Here is a 21,404-nt window from a genome sequence, read left to right as displayed (position 1 = left end):
TCATCGCTGCGCGATGGGAAAGTGAACCGGGCTGCTTCGCAGCCCGGCCGAAGTGATGGAAAGCCGCTTCGCGGCTTTCTGATTTCCGCTTCGCTCCAATCCACGGGCCTCCGCTTCGCTCCAGCCCGAACAGCGGGGCGGGTCCGCTTCGCTCCCCCACCCGGTTCCGGCTCCGCCGGAACGGCTGGCTACAGGGTGACGGTGCATCACCGCTGGTCTGTGTAGCATCCCGAGAACACATCTACCCCCGAGCCATGACACCCCATCACCCTGGACCGAGTGCCGGCCCCGGACCTGAGGGTGCGGATTCCGCTTCGCTCCACCCGCACCAGACAGACCATCACCCCTGCTCGGGGCGACTCCATCGCCAGGACGAGATCGCCTGAAACTCCCTCTGGTGAACACCGATCCACTACGATGATACCCGTGCATCAACCTCACATGCGTCACATCATGCATCATCGATGTGCTGTGTAGCATCCCGAACAGATTGCCACTGCCTTTGATGGCCGACCGTTCATTCCTGGATTCTCGGAGATCCGATATGGCGAGTGCAGAGAGATTCACGCTCCGACCTCACCAGATCGAAGCTGTGGATGCTGTCGTGCGCGGGCTTGATATCCCGCGACCGGCCGCAACACCTCAGCATCCGCCGCAGCCCCCACCAACACGCCCCCCACCACAACGGGCACCTGCAGCCCACCAAAAACGATCAACAAGGAGACTACTCCATTGGAGCCTTCAGCCTGATGACCAGCCAATTCTCAACCACTGACCAACTGCCCTCACCTCACTGTCCAGCCCCAACACCTCCGACCGCCACCCCGGACACCCCACAAAACAACGCCGAACGGCCCACTCAACCGCATCCACCACCCGGACACTGAAACGAGAACCACACCAGACAAGAACGCGAGAACGCCCAGTGGGAGAGGTTCGACGGATCGCCCGTGACGGATCCGCAGCGTTCTCGGGATTGTGCCAACCGTGCGCGGGTGCTGGCGGTCGGGTGCGAGCGGGACGCGCGGCGGGTTGCTGAGCTGTTTGCGTGGGCGGAGTATGCGGACCGTGCCGCGGCCGAGGCGGAGGAGCGCGCGGAGGCGGAGGCGACGGAGCGTGCCGAGGCGCCGGCCGACGTCCCGCTCGGCACTACCCCGGAAGCCACGGGGTCACGGGTTGTGCCCGTTGCCGAGTGCATCGCACGGGCGGAGGCGGAGGCAGCGCGGCTGGACGTGATCGCGCGGGAGCGGAACGCGTGGGCGGTCGACATGCGCGCGTTGTTCGTAAACGTGCACGAAGGATGCAACGTGTTGGGTGTCAATGTCGCAGACGCGCGGAGTTGGTCGAGCACTGCGGCATCCGCCGCAGCGTCCGCGGCGAAGGATGCCGACCGGGCACGCTGGGAGGCGGAGCGCTGGACGCGGGACGCCGAGCGCAGCGCAGCGGACATGGAAGCGGTGCGCGCGCGGACGGCGCGGCTGTTCTCCGGGGAAGGTGACGTCCGGTCCCGTTGGGTGTCGACGGACGGTCGTACGGTCGTCGCGCTTGCACTGCCCACCGAGGCGGACATCGTGACGGAGTCGGACGCGCGGTTCGCTGATGTTCTGTCCGGCGCGGTTGCTGCGAAGGATGCCGGACGGCCTTTGAAGTCGACGGATGTCCCCAGCAAGGCCAAGCACGGGCGCGGCCTCGGAACGGAGTTTAAGCAGGCCGTTGCCCGCGCGTCGCGTCCGCTGGTGCAGCCCTGGAAGGCTCCCCGCATTCCGGCGGAGGGGAAGCCGCTGGACGGCGCAGCGCTCGCCATCCTGGACGCAGATGGGGTGTGCGCTGAGGTAGAGGCGGCGCCCGGGGTGTGGCTGCCGCGCGCGGCTGTCTGTCTGTCCGAGACTGCCTCGGCGAACGGGTGGACGGTTGCGATGGAGCGGCACGGTTCCGGGATCGTCATCGTGCGTGCGGCAGGTGTGCTCGCACGGGCGGCCGGACCGGTGGCCGGCGAGGTCGTCGCAGTGTGGACGGCCGGAATGTACGACGCGCACCGGTCGGGTGCGTTGGTGGCTGGTCTGTGGCGGGACGGCGCGGCCGAGTTGTCGCAAGTGCTGACCACGATCGGTCAGAGCGCTGAGGCGGGAGAGATCGCGACAGCGGAGGCCGAGGCGGAGGCCGGGGCCGAGGCCGAGGCCGAGGCGGAGGCCGGGGCCGAGGCCGAGGCGGAGGCCGGGGCCGAGGCCGAGGCGGAGGCCGGGGCCGAGGCCGAGGCGGAGGCGGCCCGGGAGCGGGCGCCGCCTCCGCCCCGGAAGAAGGGAAGGGAAGACAATCTCTTCCCTAAGGGGGAAGAGGTGTCGGCGGCAGCTTCCGCTGACCCACCCCCGCTGACCTGCAGCGGAAGGGCTCAGCGAATTCGTCCTTGGCAACTCGTTGAGCAACTCGTCAAGCAACCTGTTACGCAACCTGCAAGGCAACCAGTTGGGCCACCTGCTGAGCAACCGCAGTGGATCCGCATCCGGCAACCCTGCCCGGGCCGACATCACTTCGCGGCGCATCTGTCGCTTATGGCCCTTCGCATACTGGAGGTGACGCCCCCGTATGACGCCCCAGGAGTCGAGGCCGCTCAGCCATCAGTCCCCCGTGGGTTCCGTAGGTTCCGGTGCCACGCTCGCCCAGATGACCAGCGTGGTCATGGGAGGTGAGGAGTCGTCGCCGGGGTCGTGCAGGGTCTCCATCTGGCAGGTCTCGAACCCGGCCTCACCGAGGAGCTTTTCCCATACGGTCGTGTCCAGGACCCACCGCTGCATGGTGCCAGTGCGGGTGGGGATGTCTGCGGGGCGGCAATCGGTCTCCGGCAGGGACCCATTGCGATAGTGGGCCAGAGTGGAGAAGACGAGCCGTCCGCCGGGCCGGAGCGCCGAGGCGGCGGCGGGGAGCGTCGTGCGGGGGTCGGTGAAGTCGACGGCCCCAAAGATCGAGTAGATGACGTTTGTGCTGCGGGGGTGCCGGTGCAGATAGTACGCAGCGTCGGCTTGAATGAACTCGATTCCGGCGACGTGTCCGTACAGGGCGCGGGCCTTGGTGTGCTGGGTGGGTGAGCTGTCGATGGCCAGCACCCGGGCCGCGGCCGTGGACCCGGCGACGTGGGCGGCCTGTCGGCCGGCGCCTGCCCCGAGCTCGGTGACGGTGCGTCCGGCGACGTCGCCGAGGATCTCGGCGCCGGGTCCGGTGCGCTGGTACCAGTCCCAGTACATCCGGGCATCGACGCTGCGGGGGGTGCCCTCGGGTGAGGGAGCGCCGTAGTGCTGCCAGAGGTCGGCGGGGGCTGCTGGGGTGGGTGAGGACGAATTCACCGGCCCATCCTGGCGCGCGGGTCATGATCGGCGTCGGATCTCGTTCCGATTCACCCCAACGGGGCCACCCGCCCCGGCGCCATAGTTCGCTTGTACAAGCCAAGTCGGGCGGCGGGTGTGGCGACGTCCCCCACCGAGCGGGCGGGGGACGCGCCGCTTCGTACGGGTCGTCAGTGTCCGTCCTCTCCGGGGCGGCACGGGGTGCACTTCGCGGAGTCGGCGGCCCACAGGGGGCGGTCGACGGTGAAGCCGGCGCGGGCGATCAGGTCGGCGGTCCGTGACACGGATCCGTCGCCCTTCATCTCGACCAGCGGCACGTGGTGCAGGTAGGCACCGCCGTTGTAGCGCTCGCAGAACTCCGCGTACGCCACGGTGTCCAGGATCATGGCGTGTACGCCGATGTCGATGATGCGGCCGGGCCCGAGGCCGAGGCCCTGGCCGCGGTGCTCGATGGCGGTGATCAGGTAGGCGATGGCCTGGCCGAGCACCCTCTCCGCCATGACGGAGTCGAACGGGTAATCGCGCATCAGCAGACCGACGAGCTTGGTCCACTGCTCGGCGGGGACGAAGGTGCGCGGGTCCCTCGACGTCGCGTCGGGGCCGGCGGTGCGGGCGGGGCGTTCCAGAACGACGGTCATCGTGCTCCCCTTTCGGCTGGCCCCCTAGGGCGGGGGCTCCGTTGACAGGACAGCACCGGAGACAGCCGGAACGCCTCCAACTCCCTTGGCATGCACGCGGTTTGCAGGTCCTGCACATGCTGTATACGGGGCCCTTCTGCCGCTCTACCGTGGGGAGGGCGGCCCCGGACCGTGGTCAGGAGGCGGGCATGAACTCGGACTCCGTATGGCACTCCGAGCAAGTGCGGGACCTGGTGGCCCGTCATGACGCCGGCCGGCTGATCCGGCTGGGCCGGGAATCGCGAGGCTGGCGGCAGCACGACCTTGGGGCCGTGGTCGGGTGCTCGGCGTCCACCGTCTCCCGGCTGGAATCGCGCGGCAGCCGTGCCGAGCTCCGGCTGATCAGGCAGGCAGCATCGGCGGTTGGTATGCCGTCAAATGTCCTATCGGCAGCTCTGGGCCTATCAGCCCCTCCCGCCACTAGAGTTGCGTCGGTCGGTCCGCGACCCGAGGAGGACCCATTGCGCCGCCGCACACTGCTCGCCACCGCCGGGGCGGCAGTACCCGCAACCCTGCTCCTCGCCGTGGATGAGGCCCTGGCCGGTCCGCTCGTTCCCTCCGGTACTAAGGCGCCGATCGATGGCCGCCTCGCCTCCGCGCGGGCCCTCTTCGACGCAGGGCGGCATGCGGCCCTCCTCGGCCTGCTGCCGGAGCTTCTGGGCGATGCTCACGACGCGGCCCGGTCGCGGCAAGACCTCGATCACGCGCGGTTGTCGTCCTGCTATGCGCTGGCCTCGCAGGTCCTGATCAAGATCGGGCGGCACGACCGGGCCAGGCTCACCGCCGACCGGGCCACGACATACGCAGAGCTGTCCGGATCACCGCTCGCGGCAGCGGCCGCGGCCCGGGAGCTGTCCATCGTGCTGCGGCACCAGGACCAGCCCGCTGCCGCTCAGCGTCTGATCCTCCAGGCCGCTGCCGGGGTCGAATCCACCGGCCTCGGCACCGCGCCGCAGCGAGCGGCGTACGCGCAGATGCTGTGCACCACGTCCTACACCGCCGCCCGCGCGGGCGACCGGACCCAAGCCCTGGCCATGATCGAAGAGGCCCGCCGCGCCGCCCGCAGCCTCCCCGAACAGCCTCCACGGGGTCGCCTGTTCCCGCTGACACCGGCCGCCGTCGACCTGTACACGGTCGGGGTTCACTGGGCGCTCGGAGACGCCGGCTCCGCGCTGCACGCGGGCAAGAACCTGCACGCCGACCAGTTCGCGACCGCCGAGCGCCGGGGCCGGATGCATACCGACCTGGCCCGCGCCTGGTGGCAGTGGGGCAAGCCCGCGGAAACCGCGCGGGAGCTGCTCGCTGCTCTGCAGGCTTGCCCCGGCGAGGTACGCGACCGGCCCGCGATTCAGGAGATCGTCACAGAGCTCTCGTCACGGCACCCACACACGGCGGGCGTGCGGGCGCTCGCCGGGAGCGTCACGCGCCCGTAAATACGCCGTAGGCAATCAGCCTCCTCTCTCGCCTCAGGCGGGTGAGTGGCACCTCGCTGCTCAGGACATGACCTCGTGTGGCGCCGCTGGCACGGAACGATCCGGCCGCAGGTCGAGGTCCTCGCCGGAAGCCGTCGGCACAGCACCCTCACGCTGACCCTCATGCGGCAAACCCCTGGCCGTCCGCGTTCCTCGGCAGCGGGTCAGCGTCTGTTGTCCCGGTTCTGGGTGGGTCGGCATTTGGGCAACCCTCTGACCTGCGCATTCGGGGGTTTGGGTCAGCGATCGGGTCAGGGGCGCTGAGCAGCATTCACGACATCACCTGAACGGGAGTTGTCGTGAATGGAACACGGGTCTTTGAGTCGTTGAATGCCGAGTGGGCGCTGGTCTGCGCCGAGTCCGAGCCGGGCGAGACCGTGCTGGGCTGGCTGCAGGAGGGCGGGGTACTGCTCGGCGAGTACGCGGCAGGCGGTCTCGGGGATGTGCTGGCCGAGTTGGAGCGCCGGGACCGGGCGCAGGGGCGTGCGCACAGCGACCGGTGGCTGCGGGTGCTCCTGGAGCGGGCTGCTGGTGAGGGTGCTGGGGCGTTGCTTGCGGCGCGGGTGGTGGTGCAGGCGATGGTGCCGGGTGCGGTGCGGTTGACGCAGCGGTTGCGGGCCAGCCGGGATTTCGACGAGGTCGGGCAGGTTGTCGCGGCTTGCTTGTATCAGGTGGTGCGGCGGTATCCGCTTCGGCGGAAGGGCGGAGTGGCTGCGAATCTCCTGCTGGAGACGCTTCATCTGGCGAGCCGTGAGCTGAAGGCGGAGGCGGCCGAGTTGAACGCGGTGCCCTGGCAGCCGGCCCCTGATTCGGCAGTCGTGGCTGGTCATTTGGTGGCGGCGGACGATCCGGCGGCCGCGGCCTGGCAGGCGGTCCTTGGCCAGCAAGCCGTGGCGGCCGGGCTGGTAAAGGACGACGAGGCCGCGGACGATGCGCTGGTCGAGCTGCTGGTGTGGGCCGTGGCCGTCGGACGGCTGGATGCGGAGCGGGCCCGGGCGATCGTGAAGGAGTCCCGGGCCGGCGCCCAGGCGAGCGCGGAGCGGGACGGTGTGTCCGCGGTTGCGTGGCGCCAGCGGCGCAGCCGGACCGTGCGGCAGCTTCGGGCCGTTGCGGATGAGTGGGTGCAGGCGGCGTGATGAAGGTTCCTGAAACTTCTCCGCTTCGGCTGTCACATCTGGCACCCGGCCGCTCCTTGAGTCAGGTGTGTGGCGGAACTGCTGCTGCACCCGGGCTTGGAAGAGGTGGGCGGGACATGACGGATCCGATGCTCGTAGCGGAGGACGGTGCGGACATGGCGCTGCTGATGCGAGCGCACCGGCGGCTGCGCGATCTGGCCGTGCAGTTGGAGTTGGCCCCGTTCGCGGAGCAGACAGCGGCGTCGATGCGCGCCTATCTCGATGAGGAGGCGGCGACAGCGCAGTCGGCGTTCGCGCGCTGGGTCGCGCTGCCGCAAGAGGTACGGGACAGGGCGGCAGCGCGGGTTCGGCAGGAGCAGCTGTGAGGCGCCGCAAGAAGTACACGGAGGATGTGCTGCCGGCCGAGGCTGGTGGTTGGGCGCTGGGTTCTCTGGGTGCTGCGGCGAACTCGGTGACGGTGCTCCGTCGCGCTGCCTGGGTGCTGATGGTGGCTGGGCCGGTTCTGGCCGTTTGGGCGCTCGTGTCCCGGCCCTCCGTGACGGTGTCCGCGGCTCCGGTGCGTCAGGAGCAGCCTGTGGCGGGGCAGCCGGCGGGGCCGGGCGGGTTCGCCGAGTTGTTTGTGAGCGCGTACCTCGCGGCTGGGCAGGGGACCGAGGATTCTCTGGCGCCGTTCCTGCCGAATGCCCGTGATGTGAGCCTGACGGCTGATCCGGGGGTGCAGCGGGCGCAGGAGCTCGCGGCGGTGCGGGTGCGGCTTGTCTCCTCGGGGTACTGGTCGGTGACCGTGGCCGCCCGGGTGGTCCCGGTCGGGGCCGCGGACGGGAAGAAGAAGGTGGAGCCGGGCGAGGCTCAGGTGGGGCCTGTGCTGCGGTACTTCCAGGTCCCGGTCCGGACCGGGGAGGGTGGCGCCCTGGCGGCGGCCGCGCTCCCGGCCGAGGTGGGCGCGCCGCTGTCCGGTGGGGCTCCGTCGCTGGCGTACGGGCAGGTTGTTCCGGTTCGCGGTTCCGATCCGGCCGCGCAGACGCTCACCGGTTTCTTCGCCGCGTATCTCGCGGGCAGCGGCCAGATCGATCGTTACCTGTCCCCCGGTACGGCGGTGGCTGCGGTGTCGCCCGCGCCGTACGCCCAGGTTGAGGTGGCACAGCTCGCCGAGGTCGGCACGAACGACCCGGGCAGCGCCGATCAGCAGGCAGCTCCTGCTGTGGACGGTGCGCGCAGGGAGCTCCTCGTCGATGTCACCGCGTCCGATGCCAGCGGGCAGAAGCGGCCGCTTACGTACGCCATCACGATCGCCGCGCGGGACGGGCGCTGGGAGATCGCTTCCGTGGACGGAAACCCGGTGCTGAGCAAGTCACAGGCTCCGGCCGAGAAGAAGGAGACCTCGCAATGACGTATGTGACGTTGGCCGTGCTCGATGACCTCGACGCCCTCACCGCGAAGGGAACAGGGATCCTGGCCGGGACGGTGATGGGCTTCCTGTGCGTGTTGGCGGTGGTGCGTACCTGGTCCAAGACGAATTCCGTGATCGCTGCCGGGATGGCCTTCATCGGTGCTGTTGCTCTGTGGTTCGCGGTGATGAATGCCCCGGTGTTCCGCGACAGCATCGGAGTGGACATCGCTCCGACAGGGGCCGCCAAGAGCGCCGGTGCGGACCGGGTCGTGGTCCAGGTCGTCGATCCAGCACCGGGTGACCTGCGGTGAATGAAATCGTCGCGGGCTGCGCCGCATTGCTGTTCGCTCGGTTCGCAGTGTCGTATGCCTGGGCCAGGATCCGGTCCCTGTTGTGCTCAGGTGCGGTGCTCGTCGGCGCAGTTTCGCTGTGGCAGATGGTCGGTGGGCTGCGGTGAGCGGCACTGGTGCGGCGCCACCGGCAGCGGAGTTGCTGATCGGTCGCTCGTATACGCGAGCGCGGCGTCATCCGCTGATGATCGGGAAGTGGCCGGGTGGCCGGGGGCGGATCTGGGGCGGTCCGTACACGGTGGCGCAGGTGGTGGTCCTGGCCGTGTCGCTGGCCGGGCTGGTGCTGACCCGTGGTGTGTGGGCGCGGTTCGGGCTGTTCAACTTCGTCATCGCCTTGGGGCTGCCCTACGGGCTGTCTCTGCTAGTGCGTCATGTGCAGGTCGACGGTCGTAGCCCGCTCTCGGTCGCCGCAAGCGGGATCGGGTTGCTGACGAGACCGGCCGCGGGCCGGCTGGGAGGGCGCCCTCTGCGGGCCCTTCGGGGCCGTCATCAGCTGATCGGTGTCTGCTCCCTGTCGTGGGCACCAGGGCCGTCACGGCCGAGGGTCCCCCGCCGCGCGGAGGGCCCGGCCCGGGTGGCGAGGTCTTCTCGGCCGGTCGGTTCGGCGGGCATAAGGCAGCCGGGCAGCGGCCCTGTGGCCGGGGCGGGGAGGCGGCCGGTGTCGGTCGCCGCGGCTCTGGTCGCTGCTCGTCGCAGCGACAGCCGGTCCGGCATGAGCGAAGCGCAACAAGCACAGCGAGAGGTGTGATCTGCGATGCGGCTGCCGATCCGGCATGTGGCAGGGAATGTGATGTGGACCGTGCACGGTCAGGTGTGGGCGGTGTACCGGGTGGCGGGGGCGGACGCTGCGCACGCTTCACGGCGGGCGAAGGAGCAGCGGCTGGGGCAGTTGGAGGCGCTGGTCAAGGCGCTCAAGGGCGAGTCGATGCTGCTGAGCCTGTGCCCGGCGGTTGATCCGGCGGGGGTGGTCGCGAAGATGACGGCGGGGATCGACATGGTGGCCTCTCCCCGCTACCGGCAGGCGACGGCTGTACTGCGGGATCAGCTCGATCAACTGGAGCTGACGGGGCGCACCGACTGGCTGGCGGTTCCCCTGCCGATGGGGCGGGGCGAGTCGGTGCGTGAGGCCTTCGCGGCGGCGCGGGCAGATGTGGCTCTGCAGCTGGGGTTGCTGCCGCGTCCGGTGTCCGCGCAGGAGGAGGACGAGCGCCTGGCGCAGGCGCAGCGGATGGCGTCCGTGTGGCCGGCGGGCATTGCCCTGCGTGAGGCAACGACGGCCGAGGTGCTGTGGATCTACGGGCACAGTGCGCGTCGCGGTGTGCTGGAGCCGGCGCTGCCGGAGGGGGCGGGTCCTCGGATGCGGGGACGGGGCCGGGGGGCGGCGGCGTTCGGCCAGGTGGTGCTCGCCGAAGGCGGCAATCTGCTGGAGGAACTGGACGCGGGTGAGGGCGGGGACGTCAGTCCCGGCCGGGGTCATGCGGGCCGTGGGAAGAGGGTGCGGGGCAATCCGTTCGCGCGGCGTTGGCTGGAGGCGACGACCGAGTGGGGGCCGTCGTATCAGGTGATGCTGGCGCTCTCCGAGATGCCCGAAGCCTTCGCGTTCCCCGGATCGGAGTACCTGACGTCGCTGGACGCGTTCTCCTTCCCGGTGGACTGGGTGGTACGTCTGCACGTTTCCTCCGGTGCCGAGGCGGAGGCCAAGACCCGGCGTCAGGCCAACGAGCTGGCCAATCAGTACAACGAGCTGCACAACGAGAACACCGGCACCGGTGTCCCGGCCACCGTGGACAAGGCGGTGGGCGGGCTGGAGGAGTTCCGCGAGCGGCTGACCGCGTCCCGGACCGAGGTCGAGGTCCGGGCCATGACCACCTTGTGTGTCTGGGGCGGTACTCCTGAGGAGGCCGAGCGGCGGGCCGGTGAGATCACCGGACACTTCGGCGGCAACGAGTACTCCTTCGTCTCGCCGCGCGGCGAGCAGGAGAACCTCTGGTACGGGATGCTTCCGGGCACCCGGACCCCGCAGGTGATGGCCCAGTACGCGCAGTATCTGGTCGCCAAGGACTTCGCGATGGCCGGCCCCTTCTCGGGTCAGGGGCTCGGCGACAGTACGGGGCCGTTGTTCGGGCTGCAGCTGGCCGGGGGCGGGGTGCGGCCGGTGCTGACGGACTGGGAGCGCGGCCCGAGGGAGAACACCTCGGCAACCGCGGCGTTCATCGGGGAGCTCGGCGCCGGCAAGACGACCGCGATGAAGTCGGCGGTGTATTCCGTGCTCGCGGCCGGGCGTCGCTCGCGTGGCGGGTCCAAGCGCGGCCGGGTGGTGATCGTGGACCGCACCCCGCGGCAGGAGTGGCTGCGCTATGCCCAGGCGTGCCCGGGTGAGACCGAGTGCATCACCATCGACGATCACGCCACCGTCTCCCTCGACCCGCTGCGCACCTTCAAGGGCCGGGAGGCACAGCGGTTCACCGAGTCCTTTCTGACGCTGTTGCTGGGGCTGGCGCCTATGAGCGATGAAGGCATCGCCCTGTCCGAGGCGGTCGAGGCGGTGCTGGCCGAGCCTCATCCCTCAATGCGGGTCCTGGTCGAGGAGCTCACCAACCGCGGCGCGTCCGGGGACCCTCATTCAGCGATGGCGGCCCGCCGACTGTCCGCGGTGCGGCGCAAGGACCTGGCCCGGTCCGTGTTCGACGAATCCCTGCCTGTGGTTCGTGGTTCGTCGGCTGATGCGCTGGTCTTCTCGGTGTCCTCGCTCACCCTGCCCACCAAGTCCGAACTGAACAGCGGCCGGCTCGACAAGCTGGAGTTCGAGAAGGTCTTCGGGCGCGCGGTGATGTACCTGATCGCCGCCCTGTGCCGGAAGATCGTGTACGCGGACCTGAACGAGTTCGCGCTGGTGGTGTGGGACGAGTGCTGGTGGCTGACGTCCAGCCCCGAGGGCCTCGCCCTGGCCTTGGAGCTGGTGCGGGACGGCCGTAAGCACGGCGCCGGCGCCCTGTTCGGTGCGCATGACGACGAGGACATCGGCTCGGCCGATACCGAGGACGGGCAGATCCTGCGCGGTCTGATCCCCCGAAAGTTCGTCTTCCGGCACACCGACACGAACCTTGCCCGGCGGGCGCTGGCCTTTCTGGGGTGCAACCCGGACGACGAGGACCTCCTGGCGCTCGTCACGACGGGGCTCTCCCCCAACAGCCCCGATCTGAACGAGGAGGAGCGAGCGGCGCGGGCCGGTGAGTGCCTGCACCGCGATCTGACCGGCCGGATCGGCGCGATGCAGGTATCGCTGCCCGCCGACGAACAGGCCGTCGCTCACATCCACTCCCAGCCCATGACAAGCACCACGGCATGAGCCGGCGGGCCGCCGCACGGGCGGGAACACCGACATCACCGCGCCGTGGCCGGTGGGTACGTGCATGGCGGGGGGCACGGCGGTGGCTGCGCCCCGGGCGCAGCATGGTTGCCGGCCTGGTGCTGCTGGCGCTGTCGTGCCTGACGTCGCTGGTACTGGCCACCGTGTCAGCCACCGCCGCCCCGACGCCCACGCCGGCTCCGACGCCTTCGGTGGGCCCGACGCTCCCCGGCCCGGACAACCCTCTCAAACCGAGCCCGCTCGTCCCCCAGCCGAGCCCCCCTGTCCCCCAGCCGGGCACCTCGGCCCCGCCGGAGGACTCCCCTCTGATCAAGGACGCGAAGAAGGAGGCCAAGAAGCAGGAGAAGGCCGCCCGGTCCGAGTTCGACAAGAAGGTCGAAAAGTACAAGAAGGACCGGGCCGCGCAGGGCGGGGTACTGTCCGCGTTCGAGGTGACCGACCGTGACGGGAACCCGGTCAGCTCGTACCGCATTTACGCCGACACCGGGGACTGGAACGACTGGGACCTGAGCGTCGAGGGGTTCCTCGTCGAGATGATGTTTCTCGGGAACAAGTGGCTCGTCAGCTTCGCGTGCTTCCTGATCAGCTGGAGTCTGTCGTTCTCCCTGGCCGGGCTGCTGCTGAAGCCGGCACTGCAGGTGTCCTCCTCGCTGTATGGAGGGGTCATCGTGCAGTTGGGGCTGCCGACCTTGTTCCTGACGTTCACGATGGTCGTCGCGTCCTGGCATCTGCTGTTCGGGAACCGGGTCCGCGGCTGGGGCGAGATGGCTGCGGCCCTGGTCATCTCCGCGCTCGCGCTCGGCGCGCTGGCCTCGCCCCCGCAGCTCCTGCTGAGCAAGGACACCGGCGTCGTGGGCACCGTGCGGTCCCTGGCCGTGGAGACGGCTGCGCTGGTCCTGGACAAGGAAGCCATCGACACGAGCCGTCCGACCACCGACAACGAGTGGGAGAAGAAGGCGACGGGCGGGAGTGTGGGGGCGCAGGTCCGTTCCGCGCCGAGCGCGCTTGCCCGGCCCATCACCGACGCTCTGGTCGACGCGTTCGTGGCACGGCCGGCGATGCTCCTGTCGTACGGGCGGACCTTCGACGGAACGTGTGGAAAGAGGTTCCGCGATTCACGGATCCAACAGGCCGTGTTCGACCAGATGATCGACGAGAAGATCAACGGGCCGAAGGAGCAGGCCAAGTCCGCACTCAAGTACTTGCCTCTCACCTTCGGGGTGCCGCTGCCCGACAAGGTGAACGACTGGCTGGTCGGCACTGCCGTCGACCTGACCGCCGAACAGGTCCGGGAGCAGCTCCAGGCATCCGGTCCCATCAAGGCGTTCGAGAAGGCCTGCGCCCCGCAGGCCAGTGCGCTGAAGAAGGCGTCGATGGACAAGGTGGGCGGCGCAGCGTTCATGCTCCTGGCCGCGTTCCTCACCTGTGCGTTCATCGTCGTGCTGGACTGCGGATTCCTCTTCGCCCAGGTGCAGATCGCCATCGAGGCGATGATCGCGAAGGTTGCCCTTGCGGCCGGGATCCTGCCCGGCCCCGGCCGGGCCTGGCTGTGGGACCGGGCCGCTGCCATCGCGCGCGCCCTGGCGCTGATGCTCGCCTGCGTCGTCGCGCTGTCTGTGTTCATCGTCATCGTGAACACCGTGCTGAACACGCCGGAGAGCGACCTGCCCGGCGGGGTCACGGTGCGGTTCATCGTGCTGGACGGTGTATGCGTCGCCGCGTTCATCTACCGCAAGAAGCTCGCCCGCTCCACACGTGGAATCGTCGCCCGCACCCGCGACCGCCTGGGCAACAGCCCGCTCGGTGGTAAAGCCTCCCCCGCCTCCGTCACCCCGCCGCGCCGCACAGGTCTCGGCAGGGGACTGCTGCTCGGCGGGCTGATGCTCGGTGCCGCGGCCGCCACCGGGGGCACCGGCGCCGTCCTCGGCGGCGCCGGCCGGATGGGATCCGCCCGGCTCACAGCGAGCCTCGGCGGCCGGCTCGCCCGTGGCGGCGGCCGCGCCGTCGCCGGGCTGACAAAGCTCACTGGCCGTACCGTCCAGGCGGGTGCCAAGGGCACCGCGAAGGCCGGGGTTCTCGGCCTCAAGGCCACCGTCGGACTGCCGGTGTACGGTCCGCGGGCCGCCCGCAGGGTCGGCGCCGCCGCAACCGCTCTGCCCGGCCAAGCAGCCGGCCGGGTATCCAGCGCCGTGCAGAGCGTCCAGCAGAACACCCAGGCTCTGAACCGAAGCTACGTCCAGCCCGCACTGCAGCTCGGCGGGGAGGGCTGGCACAACATGCGGTCCCTCGGCCGAATCGTCCGCGGGCGGCCGGGGCTCGGCAGGTACACCCCGCCGCGGCCCCCCAACCGGCCGCAGACCCGGCCGACCACGCCCCGCCGCACGCCTGTTCCTCGGCCCACCCCACCACCGGCCCCCGTAATCGCGCCGGTCCGCCGGCGCCGCCCCGCTCCGCCCCGTGTCGCACAGCCGCCCGCCAGCACCGCGCAGGCGCTCCTGCAGCAGCGCCTGCACCGCATCCGCCAGGCCAACACCACCCCTGCCCCGCCCGCCCCCACGCCTCCGCCCACGCCCCGTCCCCGACGGGCACCTCGCCGCCCGGGCCGGCCATGAACAACACGCACAAGAGGCTGCTCGGCTCCGCCGGCTGCCTCGTCCCGGTTGTGACCGTGCTCGGCCTCCTGATCCTGTTCATCTCCGCCGTTGCCAACGGGGCCACCGGGCACAAGGAGGACCACCCATCCGGTGCCACGGGTGCCGGCGGTGCCCCGGGAGCAGTGGACGGCATCGACCCGGTGATGCTGTCCGCCTACACCCGCGCCGCTGCCAGTACCCGCACGGTGCGGCCGAAGTGCACCGGCATGCGCTGGTCCGTCATCGCCGGCATCGGCAAGGTGGAGTCCAACCACGCAGCAGGCCGCACCATCGCCGTCAACGGCGACATCACCCCGCGGATCCTCGGCGTGCGGCTCAACGGCTCCGGAATCGGCGGAAACACCAGCACGTTCTCCGACACCGACCGCGGCCAGCTCGACGGTGACACCGCCTACGACCGGGCAGTCGGCCCGATGCAGTTCCTGCCCTCCACCTGGAACGGCCCCAGCGGACAGGACGGCAACAACGACGGCATCAAGAACCCGCACAACGCGTTCGACGCCGCACTCGGCACCGCGGTCTACCTGTGTGGCACCGGGACGACCGATCTGTCCCGGCCCGGCCAGCTCCGCAAGGCCGTCTACCGGTACAACCACTCCGACACGTACGTGGACGACGTCACCGGTCACATCACCGAGTACGACCAGATCCCCGCCGCCGAAGCGGGCGCGCCGACGACCGCGACCGGCCGGGCCCGCGCCGTCATCAATGCCGCCCTCGCCGAACGAGGAACCCCCTACGTCTGGGGCGGCGGCAGCACCACCGGCCCGACCAAGGGTGGTTACGACTGCTCGGGCCTCATGCTCTACGCGTTCCACAAGGGCGGGGGCATCACGCTTCCCCGCACCTCCCAGCAGATGCGGAACTCCGGCACCCAAGTCGCCCGCTCCGACATCCAGCCCGGCGACCTCATCGTCATCAACAACGACGGGAACTGGGGACACGTCGGCCTCTACGCCGGCAACAACACCATGATCCACGCACCAAGACCCGGCAAGACCGTGGAAACCACCCCCACGACCGGCTACTGGGAACGGTACGACTGGGACGTTCGACGCGTCCTGTGAGGTGTTGCGCAGCTGGCCGTGACCACCGCGGTCGCGCAAGAAGGGCGCCGCCCAGAAGCAGCTGACGGCTCGGTGTGTTAACGGCACCGTCTCTGACTCGTTGAGCGGGGTGAACTACCCGCAAGGAGATCTGTGGTGCAAGACCTACACCGCGAGGTGATCGAAGGGCACATCGAAGTACGCCGCGTCGGCTCAGTCAGAGAAGGTGGTGGGCTATCGCTTCCCGGGATGCGGCGCGGCGCGCAGGACGGACCGCGCCGCGTTCATAAACTCCCGACGTGCGTTGGTCGCTCCCCGGACGGACTCTGCGAAACCGGCGTAGTCCGGCCACTCCGAGAGTCCCGTTCTGGCGCGTATCGCCCCGCACATGGAGTGGAGGGCATCCTCCAGGTTGATTGCCGCCTTGTCGACGGATTCGGGGCCGAGGATCTGTACCCGCTCCAGCACCGTGAATGCGTCGACGCTGAGGTCGTCTACCTCCGCACGGACCTGTTCGCCCAGCTGGCCCCAGACGTCCTGCATGCCGTCGTGCTCTGCCTCGTAGCGAGCACCGAGAACTTGGTTCTCGGCTTCTTCCTCGATCATCCGTCGAAGGTGCTTCACGACGGTGTCCCAGGCATCCAGAACGGCGACATACGTCGCCTGCCGCTGCCCGCGAAGCCACTGTTCGTGCTCGACCTGCGCTTCGTCGCTCACCTGCCGGCGCCCCATCCTCATGCCGATGAGACTGCCTGTCACACCGACGACACCCGCTACTCCGGCCGCTATGACGGCCGCTACCCCCTGGTCCATGGACGTCATCCTGCCTCCTTTGTCCCACTCAACGAGCCCTTCGACAGCGAGCGAGATTCAAGAGGGGGGCATGCACAGGTGCTTAACGCCCTTGGGCCCTGGGTCCTTCATGTCGGCGAGATGGCCACGTCTCGCCTCGGTATGCCGCCGCCCGCTGCCTTCTCAGGATTGGTTGCCGCTTCGCTGTCACGTTTCGGGCCGGCGGACTCCTTGTGTGGGTGAGAGGCGGCAACAGGGCTGCCCGGTGCGGGAGGTACGTATGCCACGGCACACCACAGAGTTCCAAGGAACCCCACTTGCCTTTGCGATCGCAACGATATAGTTTCCTTGCGTGAGCGCGACAACGGCACAACTCGCCCTATTTGCATGCAACTTGGAGACCCATCACCTCTCGCCCGTCATTTAGATTCGCATATCGCAACACATCGCGAAGGAAGGGGAAGCACTCGTGGACGACCTGTACGCCTCTGCCGAACGGGAATCGGGGGCGGTGACCTCCTACCCCCGCCCGACAGTCCTCGACGGCGCACGGGAATCCTCGGCCCCATCCGGCCACGCCGGATCAGCAACCACCACATCCGCGGGTCACGCCTGGCCGCCTCGTACACAGGACGTCCGCCGGTACGGCACCCTCATCCGTCTGATCGGCCTCTTCACCGACGAGGACCTCACCACCGTCAGGGATTCCCTTCCGGGCCGGCAGGTGACTCGCGACGGTGAGGTCATCACCGTCTGGCCTGCCGCCACCCGTCACGTCGCTGCTCACCACGACGGCCTGGTGATCCTGCGTGGCAGCGCCTTTGACACCTGGTCAGTGGGTGCTCTGCGTGCGTCCCACCCCAGTCAGTTCGTCAGCCACGACGGCGACACCGTCACGATCTGGCCTGTCACGGTCGATCCCACCCAACTGCGCCGATGAGTCACCGATGACCAGAGCAGTGCCCCGAGCCCGCCGTTGAATCCCTACCCTCGCTGACCGACCTCGGCAGAGACAACGCAGAAATCTTGCCCACGCCCCTGTCACGTTTCGGGCCGGCGGACTCCTTGTGTGGGTGAGAGGCGGCAACAGGGCTGCCCGGTGCGGGAGGTGCGTATGCCACGGCACACCACAGAGTTCAGGTACGAAGCACAGCGCAGTCGACTGGACAGGGATGTCGAAACAGTGATCAGCCTGTGCGGGTGGCTCGTCGCGGCGGTGTTCGTGGTCGGGTTCATCCGCGGATGGTGGTGGGGCGGGGATCTGCACAACCTTCCCTGGGGACTGGGCGGCCCGGCTGCCGAGGCGGTCGGCGAGCCGTGGGGCCGGCCGGCGTTGCCGGTCCTGGCCGCGGCGCTGGGTGCGGTAAGCGCACGCTGGGCGTGGCTCGCTCTGGCTGACCTGGTGTGTGGGATAGATCCACGGGCCCGGCATCGCGGGTGGCGGCTGTGATGGGGCAGCTCTCGTCTGTCGGCGAGTTTGATCCAGGCTGGCTGCCGGAGGCGCTGTGGGGTGTCCGGTGGTGGGTGCTGGCCGGGGCCGCGGCTGCCGTGTGCGTCTGGGGGTGTGTGCGGTGGTGGTGGCTTCGGCGGGCTCGGGCCATCTTGCTGGATCGGTCGGTTGTCGCTCTGGTGCCAGCTGCGGGCTTCGACCCGTCGCTGGAGGAGATCGAACGGCACGCGGCGCGGCTCGCGAGGGTTCCGGCGGTCGTGGGGTGGGCGCCGGAGCGGGCGGTGGGGGTGCGGATCCGGCTGTCCAGTGACGAAGGCCGGCTCTCGTACCGGTTGGAAGGGCCGGGACGGGCGGCGGCGCTGCTCAGGCTCCGGTCGTATCCGGATGTCGATGTCGTGGATCCCGGGGTGCGTCATGAGGCGCCCCAAATCCGGTTCGACGGTGTGCCGCCGCTCGGCAGGGACGATCACGAGGGAGATGAGGACGAGTGACGATCCGGCTGGAGAAGGCTTCGCGCGACGAGGGCGTGGGCGTGGGCGTGGATGAGCGTACGGACGTGGAGGTAGGAGAGGCCGGGGGCTTGTACGTGGCTCGGGCGGAGCTGGTCCTGGCCCGGCCCGACCATCGTCAGCTGACGGCTGCCGGACTGGATCCCGACCCTCTGCAGTTGATGGCGGCTGCGTGCGCTCACGCGGACAGTGAGCACGGCGAGCACGTTGAGCTCGTCGTGGATCTGGTGCCGGTGTCCGGGCGGCGGGTGGCGCGGTGGCGGCGTCGGCTAGTACGGCGTGCGCAGCAGCGTGGCCCATCGGCGTTCGGCGAGCAGCTGGCCGGCGCGGATCGGGCCAGGGCTGGCGGGCGGATTTGGTCCCAGGCCGTCGCAGGCCTGAGCGGGGGCGGTTCGCGTGATCGGCAGGGCCGGACGTCGGGGCGGGTTTCCCGGTCGTCGGATCTGGCCGAGGGGGTGGGGAAGTTCCTGCCGGGGGCGGATGCCCAGGTGTTCGCGGTGCAGGTGATGGTGCGGACGGTTGCTGCTCATCCGGCGCAGGCGCAGGGGTTGCTGCATCAGGTGATGGCGGTGATGGATGCGTGGTCGGGTGAGAACTGGTGGCGTCCGGTAGGACCGCGGGTGGGGGCGTGGCGCCCGTACAGCAGCGTGTGGTGGCGCCGCGCGGGGTTCGAGCGGCGTTTCGCGTCGGGTGAGTTCGCGCCTTCGCGTCGTCAGTGGGTGACCTCGCGGGAGATCGCCGCGCTGCTCAAGCCGCCGTCGGTGCACTGCACGCCGACGAACGTCGTGCGTACCGGAGGTGTGGTGCCCTCGGCGCCGTCGCGGTTGCCGGAGTGGACCGGGCAGCGGGGTGTGGTGCCGCTGGGGCTGGTGACCGGTGCGGACGGGCGGGTACGGCTGGGGGCTGTCCCGCAGGAGGATGTGCTGTTCGGCGCGAGCCTGGGGCGATCGGGATTCGGGAAGTCGGAGCTCGCGCTCCTCCAGGCGCTGACGCTGGCGTACGCAGGGTTCGGCGTGTGGTTCCTGGATCCGCACGGCGCCGCGGTTCAGCGTGCGCTGCCCTACCTGACGCACCCGGCCATCGCCCACCGGGTGCAGCTCATTGATGTGAGCGTGAAGGATCCGGCATCACGGATCGGTGCGTGGAACCCGCTGTCGATGGAGGGGCGGGACGCCACACAGGTGCAGGACGTGGTGGGCGCGGTCGTCGGTGGCCTGGCCTCGGCTCAGGGCTGGGGCGACCGGGCACCGCGGGCGAGGGCGATTCTGTCCCACGCCGTGCAGGTCCTGGCCCATCTCGCGCTGCTGATGTGCGAGCAGGGCCGGCCCGACCTGCAACCCACCCTGTTCTCGATCACACGGCTGCTGACGGATGAGCAGTGGCGGGCCCAGGTCCTGCAGCGGCTGCCGCGGCGGCTGTCGCGCTTCTGGCAGCAGACGTTCCCGAAGTACGAAGGAACCGCAGTGCCGGTCGTGACGCAGATGCTGGAGCAGCTGGAGACCTCCGATTCCCTGCGGGCCTTCCTCGGACAACCCCGCTCCAGCTACAACGTGCGGCGCGCGATGGACGAGAACAAGATCGTGCTGCTGCGCTGCTCGGGCACCGGGGGCGGTGACCAGATCATCACGAGCCTGCTGCTGTTCGATCTATTCCTGGCCGGGCTCTCCCGCGAGGGAGTGCCTCCCGAGGACCTGGAGACAATGTTCGCGTTCGCGGACGAGCTGACTGCAATCGACGGCGCTTCACGCGGGTACGTGGCCGCGATCCTCGAGCAATTGCGGAAGTACGAGGTACGGCTGATGGGTCTCACACAGATGGTGATGCGGCTGTCGGAGGAAACCCGGCAGGCCTTGATGCAGAACCAGTCCCTCCTGTCCGCCAGCGGGGCCGACAGCGGTGAAGCCGCCTTCGTCACCAAGCGGCTGGCCGGCGTCGCTCCGGCAGTACTGGAACAGCTCGCGAAGTACCAGTACGTGGTGTCCACGATGCTCCACGGGGAGCGCTCTTCCCCCTTCCGGGTGCGGGGGGTCGCGGTCCATCAGGTCCTGGCCGACTACCGCCGCCCCGACCTCCTGACCACCCTGGACGCCGCGATCGACCACAGCCTGAGGCGCAGGCCCGTCGGCGAGATCCTCCGCGTCCTCGATGGGGACGACGGCCGGCTCCCGGGCCTGGACGACCTGCTGCTCGCCCATCTCACCAGCCGCACCCCAGCCGGGCCGGCCCGGACCACCGGACGAAGCGAGGTCGCCTGATGTCCCTTGCCACCCCACAGGCCCGCACGGCCGGTCTGTCCCGCATCGGACAGCAACTGCTGCCGATCCTGTATCAGCACCGGCTCGTCGCCACCGGTCAGCTCCACCGGCTCCTGACTCCGCACACCCGGCGCCCGGTCTACCTGCTGCGCCAGCTCGGCTACCTGCGCTCGATGGGACTCGCTGAGTCCACCGACCGACGCGTCAGCCAGATGGGACGCTGCGAACTGCTCTGGTACCTCACCCCGTTGGGCTACGAGGTCGTGGAGGCCAGCGACGAGGTAACCGCTCGGGCGTATCGCATCAGTCCCAGAGCAGCCGCCTCCCAGCTCCAGGAGCACACCCTGGCCGTGGTCGAGACCGGTATCGCGTTCTCCGAGTGGGCCGGCCGCCTCGGGGACGAGTGCGGTTCGCTGGATTGGGAGCCGGAACTCGCGCACCGTGTCCGCGACGGCGACAGCCGGCTCGGCGACGACGCGTTCCTCGTGCCGGACGCGGTGCTGCGCTACACCCGCACCACACCAGAGGGCCGTCGCCAGCTCCTGACGTTCTTCCTCGAAATCGACCGGGCCACCATGCAGGTGGCCCGCCTCGGCCGGAAGCTCGGTACGTACGCCCGCTACGCCTCCTACACACCGCAGCCGACGGGACGCCGTCAGCAGGCAAGTACCCGCGAGGCATGGCGCGAGCGATATCCCGCGTTCCCTCGCCTCCTGATCGTCCTGTCCGGAGCGCCTGACCGGGTTTTGAAGCGCCGGGTCGAGGACCTGCAAGCGCTGGCCTCGGCCAACCTCGGCGGCACGCAGGGAAGCCAGCTGCGTGCCGGAATCACCACCGCCGAACTCCTATACAGACACGGCCCTTTCGCACCCATCTTCACGCCCGTGTCGGGTAACGCCGAGCCCACCGACGTATTGCTGACACCGCATGCCGAACCGGGAACGAGGAAGTGAATAGGAATACCT

General features: G+C 69.6%; 17 protein-coding genes. 13 read left to right on the top strand and 4 right to left on the bottom strand.

Annotation, left to right across the window (positions count from 1 at the left end; translation table 11 throughout):
- Positions 1-950 precede the first annotated feature (950 nt).
- Entirely contained in the window at positions 951-2,687 is a 1,737-nt protein-coding gene (locus RLT59_RS38315) for a hypothetical protein (protein WP_311308106.1), read from the top strand.
- Here RLT59_RS38315 and RLT59_RS38310 read toward each other — a convergent pair.
- Together RLT59_RS38310 and RLT59_RS38305 are read right to left on the bottom strand one after the other, a co-directional pair.
- The gene (locus tag RLT59_RS38310) at positions 2,616-3,338 is read right to left on the bottom strand and encodes a class I SAM-dependent methyltransferase (protein ID WP_311308105.1); all 723 of its coding nucleotides are present in this window, start codon (positions 3,336-3,338) and stop codon (positions 2,616-2,618) included. The two genes, RLT59_RS38315 and RLT59_RS38310, sit on opposite strands and share 72 nt — an antisense overlap.
- Positions 3,339-3,508: 170 nt before the next feature.
- Complete coding sequence (locus RLT59_RS38305; RefSeq protein ID WP_311308104.1) at positions 3,509-3,976, bottom strand: glycine-rich domain-containing protein; 468 nt, start codon at positions 3,974-3,976, stop codon at positions 3,509-3,511.
- Positions 3,977-4,092: 116 nt separating this feature from the next.
- Between RLT59_RS38305 and RLT59_RS38300 the strand changes: the two genes are divergently transcribed.
- The 5 genes from RLT59_RS38300 (at position 4,093) to RLT59_RS38280 (ending at position 8,324) form a co-directional block, all read left to right on the top strand.
- The gene (locus RLT59_RS38300) at positions 4,093-5,448 is read left to right on the top strand and encodes a helix-turn-helix domain-containing protein (protein ID WP_399127107.1); all 1,356 of its coding nucleotides are present in this window, start codon (positions 4,093-4,095) and stop codon (positions 5,446-5,448) included.
- Positions 5,449-5,786: 338 nt separating this feature from the next.
- The gene (locus RLT59_RS38295; RefSeq protein ID WP_311308102.1) at positions 5,787-6,623 is read left to right on the top strand and encodes a hypothetical protein; all 837 of its coding nucleotides are present in this window, start codon (positions 5,787-5,789) and stop codon (positions 6,621-6,623) included.
- Between the two features lie 116 nt (positions 6,624-6,739).
- Positions 6,740-6,988, top strand: coding sequence for a hypothetical protein (locus tag RLT59_RS38290; RefSeq protein WP_311308101.1), 249 nt, complete (start codon positions 6,740-6,742; stop codon positions 6,986-6,988).
- A gap of 26 nt (positions 6,989-7,014) precedes the next feature.
- Positions 7,015-8,013, top strand: coding sequence for a conjugal transfer protein (locus tag RLT59_RS38285; RefSeq protein ID WP_311308100.1), 999 nt, complete (start codon positions 7,015-7,017; stop codon positions 8,011-8,013).
- Positions 8,010-8,324 (top strand): hypothetical protein, encoded by a 315-nt coding sequence (locus RLT59_RS38280; protein ID WP_311308099.1) that lies wholly within the window; start codon positions 8,010-8,012, stop codon positions 8,322-8,324. The genes RLT59_RS38285 and RLT59_RS38280 overlap by 4 nt, the downstream gene beginning before the upstream one ends.
- Positions 8,325-8,537: 213 nt before the next feature.
- Here RLT59_RS38280 and RLT59_RS38275 read toward each other — a convergent pair whose 3' ends face one another.
- A complete protein-coding gene (locus RLT59_RS38275; RefSeq protein WP_311308098.1) occupies positions 8,538-8,693 on the bottom strand; it encodes a hypothetical protein in 156 nt (51 codons plus the stop codon).
- A gap of 424 nt (positions 8,694-9,117) precedes the next feature.
- On the opposite strand from RLT59_RS38275, the gene RLT59_RS38270 reads away from it, so the two are divergent.
- The 3 genes from RLT59_RS38270 (at position 9,118) to RLT59_RS38260 (ending at position 15,454) form a co-directional block, all read left to right on the top strand.
- Positions 9,118-11,712, top strand: a complete 2,595-nt coding sequence (locus RLT59_RS38270) for an ATP-binding protein (protein WP_311308097.1) — start codon at positions 9,118-9,120, stop codon at positions 11,710-11,712.
- Positions 11,713-11,816: 104 nt separating this feature from the next.
- The gene (locus tag RLT59_RS38265; RefSeq protein ID WP_311308096.1) at positions 11,817-14,345 is read left to right on the top strand and encodes a hypothetical protein; all 2,529 of its coding nucleotides are present in this window, start codon (positions 11,817-11,819) and stop codon (positions 14,343-14,345) included.
- Positions 14,342-15,454 (top strand): C40 family peptidase, encoded by a 1,113-nt coding sequence (locus RLT59_RS38260; RefSeq protein ID WP_311308095.1) that lies wholly within the window; start codon positions 14,342-14,344, stop codon positions 15,452-15,454. Before RLT59_RS38265 ends, RLT59_RS38260 begins: the two co-directional genes overlap by 4 nt.
- A 213-nt stretch (positions 15,455-15,667) precedes the next feature.
- Here the strand turns inward: RLT59_RS38260 and RLT59_RS38255 are convergent, their stop codons facing one another.
- On the bottom strand, positions 15,668-16,255 hold the full coding sequence (locus RLT59_RS38255; protein ID WP_311308094.1) for a hypothetical protein: 588 nt from the start codon (positions 16,253-16,255) through the stop codon (positions 15,668-15,670).
- A 439-nt stretch (positions 16,256-16,694) separates the two neighbouring features.
- On the opposite strand from RLT59_RS38255, the gene RLT59_RS38250 reads away from it, so the two are divergent.
- The 4 genes from RLT59_RS38250 (at position 16,695) to RLT59_RS38235 (ending at position 21,392) form a co-directional block, all read left to right on the top strand.
- On the top strand, positions 16,695-17,165 hold the full coding sequence (locus tag RLT59_RS38250; RefSeq protein WP_311308093.1) for a hypothetical protein: 471 nt from the start codon (positions 16,695-16,697) through the stop codon (positions 17,163-17,165).
- A gap of 509 nt (positions 17,166-17,674) precedes the next feature.
- Complete coding sequence (locus RLT59_RS38245) at positions 17,675-18,166, top strand: hypothetical protein (protein WP_311308092.1); 492 nt, start codon at positions 17,675-17,677, stop codon at positions 18,164-18,166.
- The gene (locus RLT59_RS38240; RefSeq protein WP_311308091.1) at positions 18,163-20,439 is read left to right on the top strand and encodes a type IV secretory system conjugative DNA transfer family protein; all 2,277 of its coding nucleotides are present in this window, start codon (positions 18,163-18,165) and stop codon (positions 20,437-20,439) included. The genes RLT59_RS38245 and RLT59_RS38240 overlap by 4 nt, the downstream gene beginning before the upstream one ends.
- Positions 20,439-21,392 carry a replication-relaxation family protein gene (locus RLT59_RS38235; RefSeq protein ID WP_311308090.1) on the top strand — a complete coding sequence of 318 codons (954 nt, stop codon included), beginning with the start codon at positions 20,439-20,441 and terminating at the stop codon, positions 21,390-21,392. Before RLT59_RS38240 ends, RLT59_RS38235 begins: the two co-directional genes overlap by 1 nt.
- The last annotated feature ends 12 nt before the right edge of the window (positions 21,393-21,404 follow it).

Source organism: Streptomyces sp. ITFR-6 (assembly GCF_031844725.1).
In the GTDB taxonomy this organism is placed as follows: Bacteria; Actinomycetota; Actinomycetes; order Streptomycetales; family Streptomycetaceae; genus Streptomyces.
The sequence above is the reverse complement of the archived record's forward strand: the minus strand, read 5'-3'. Positions and strand labels throughout refer to the sequence as shown.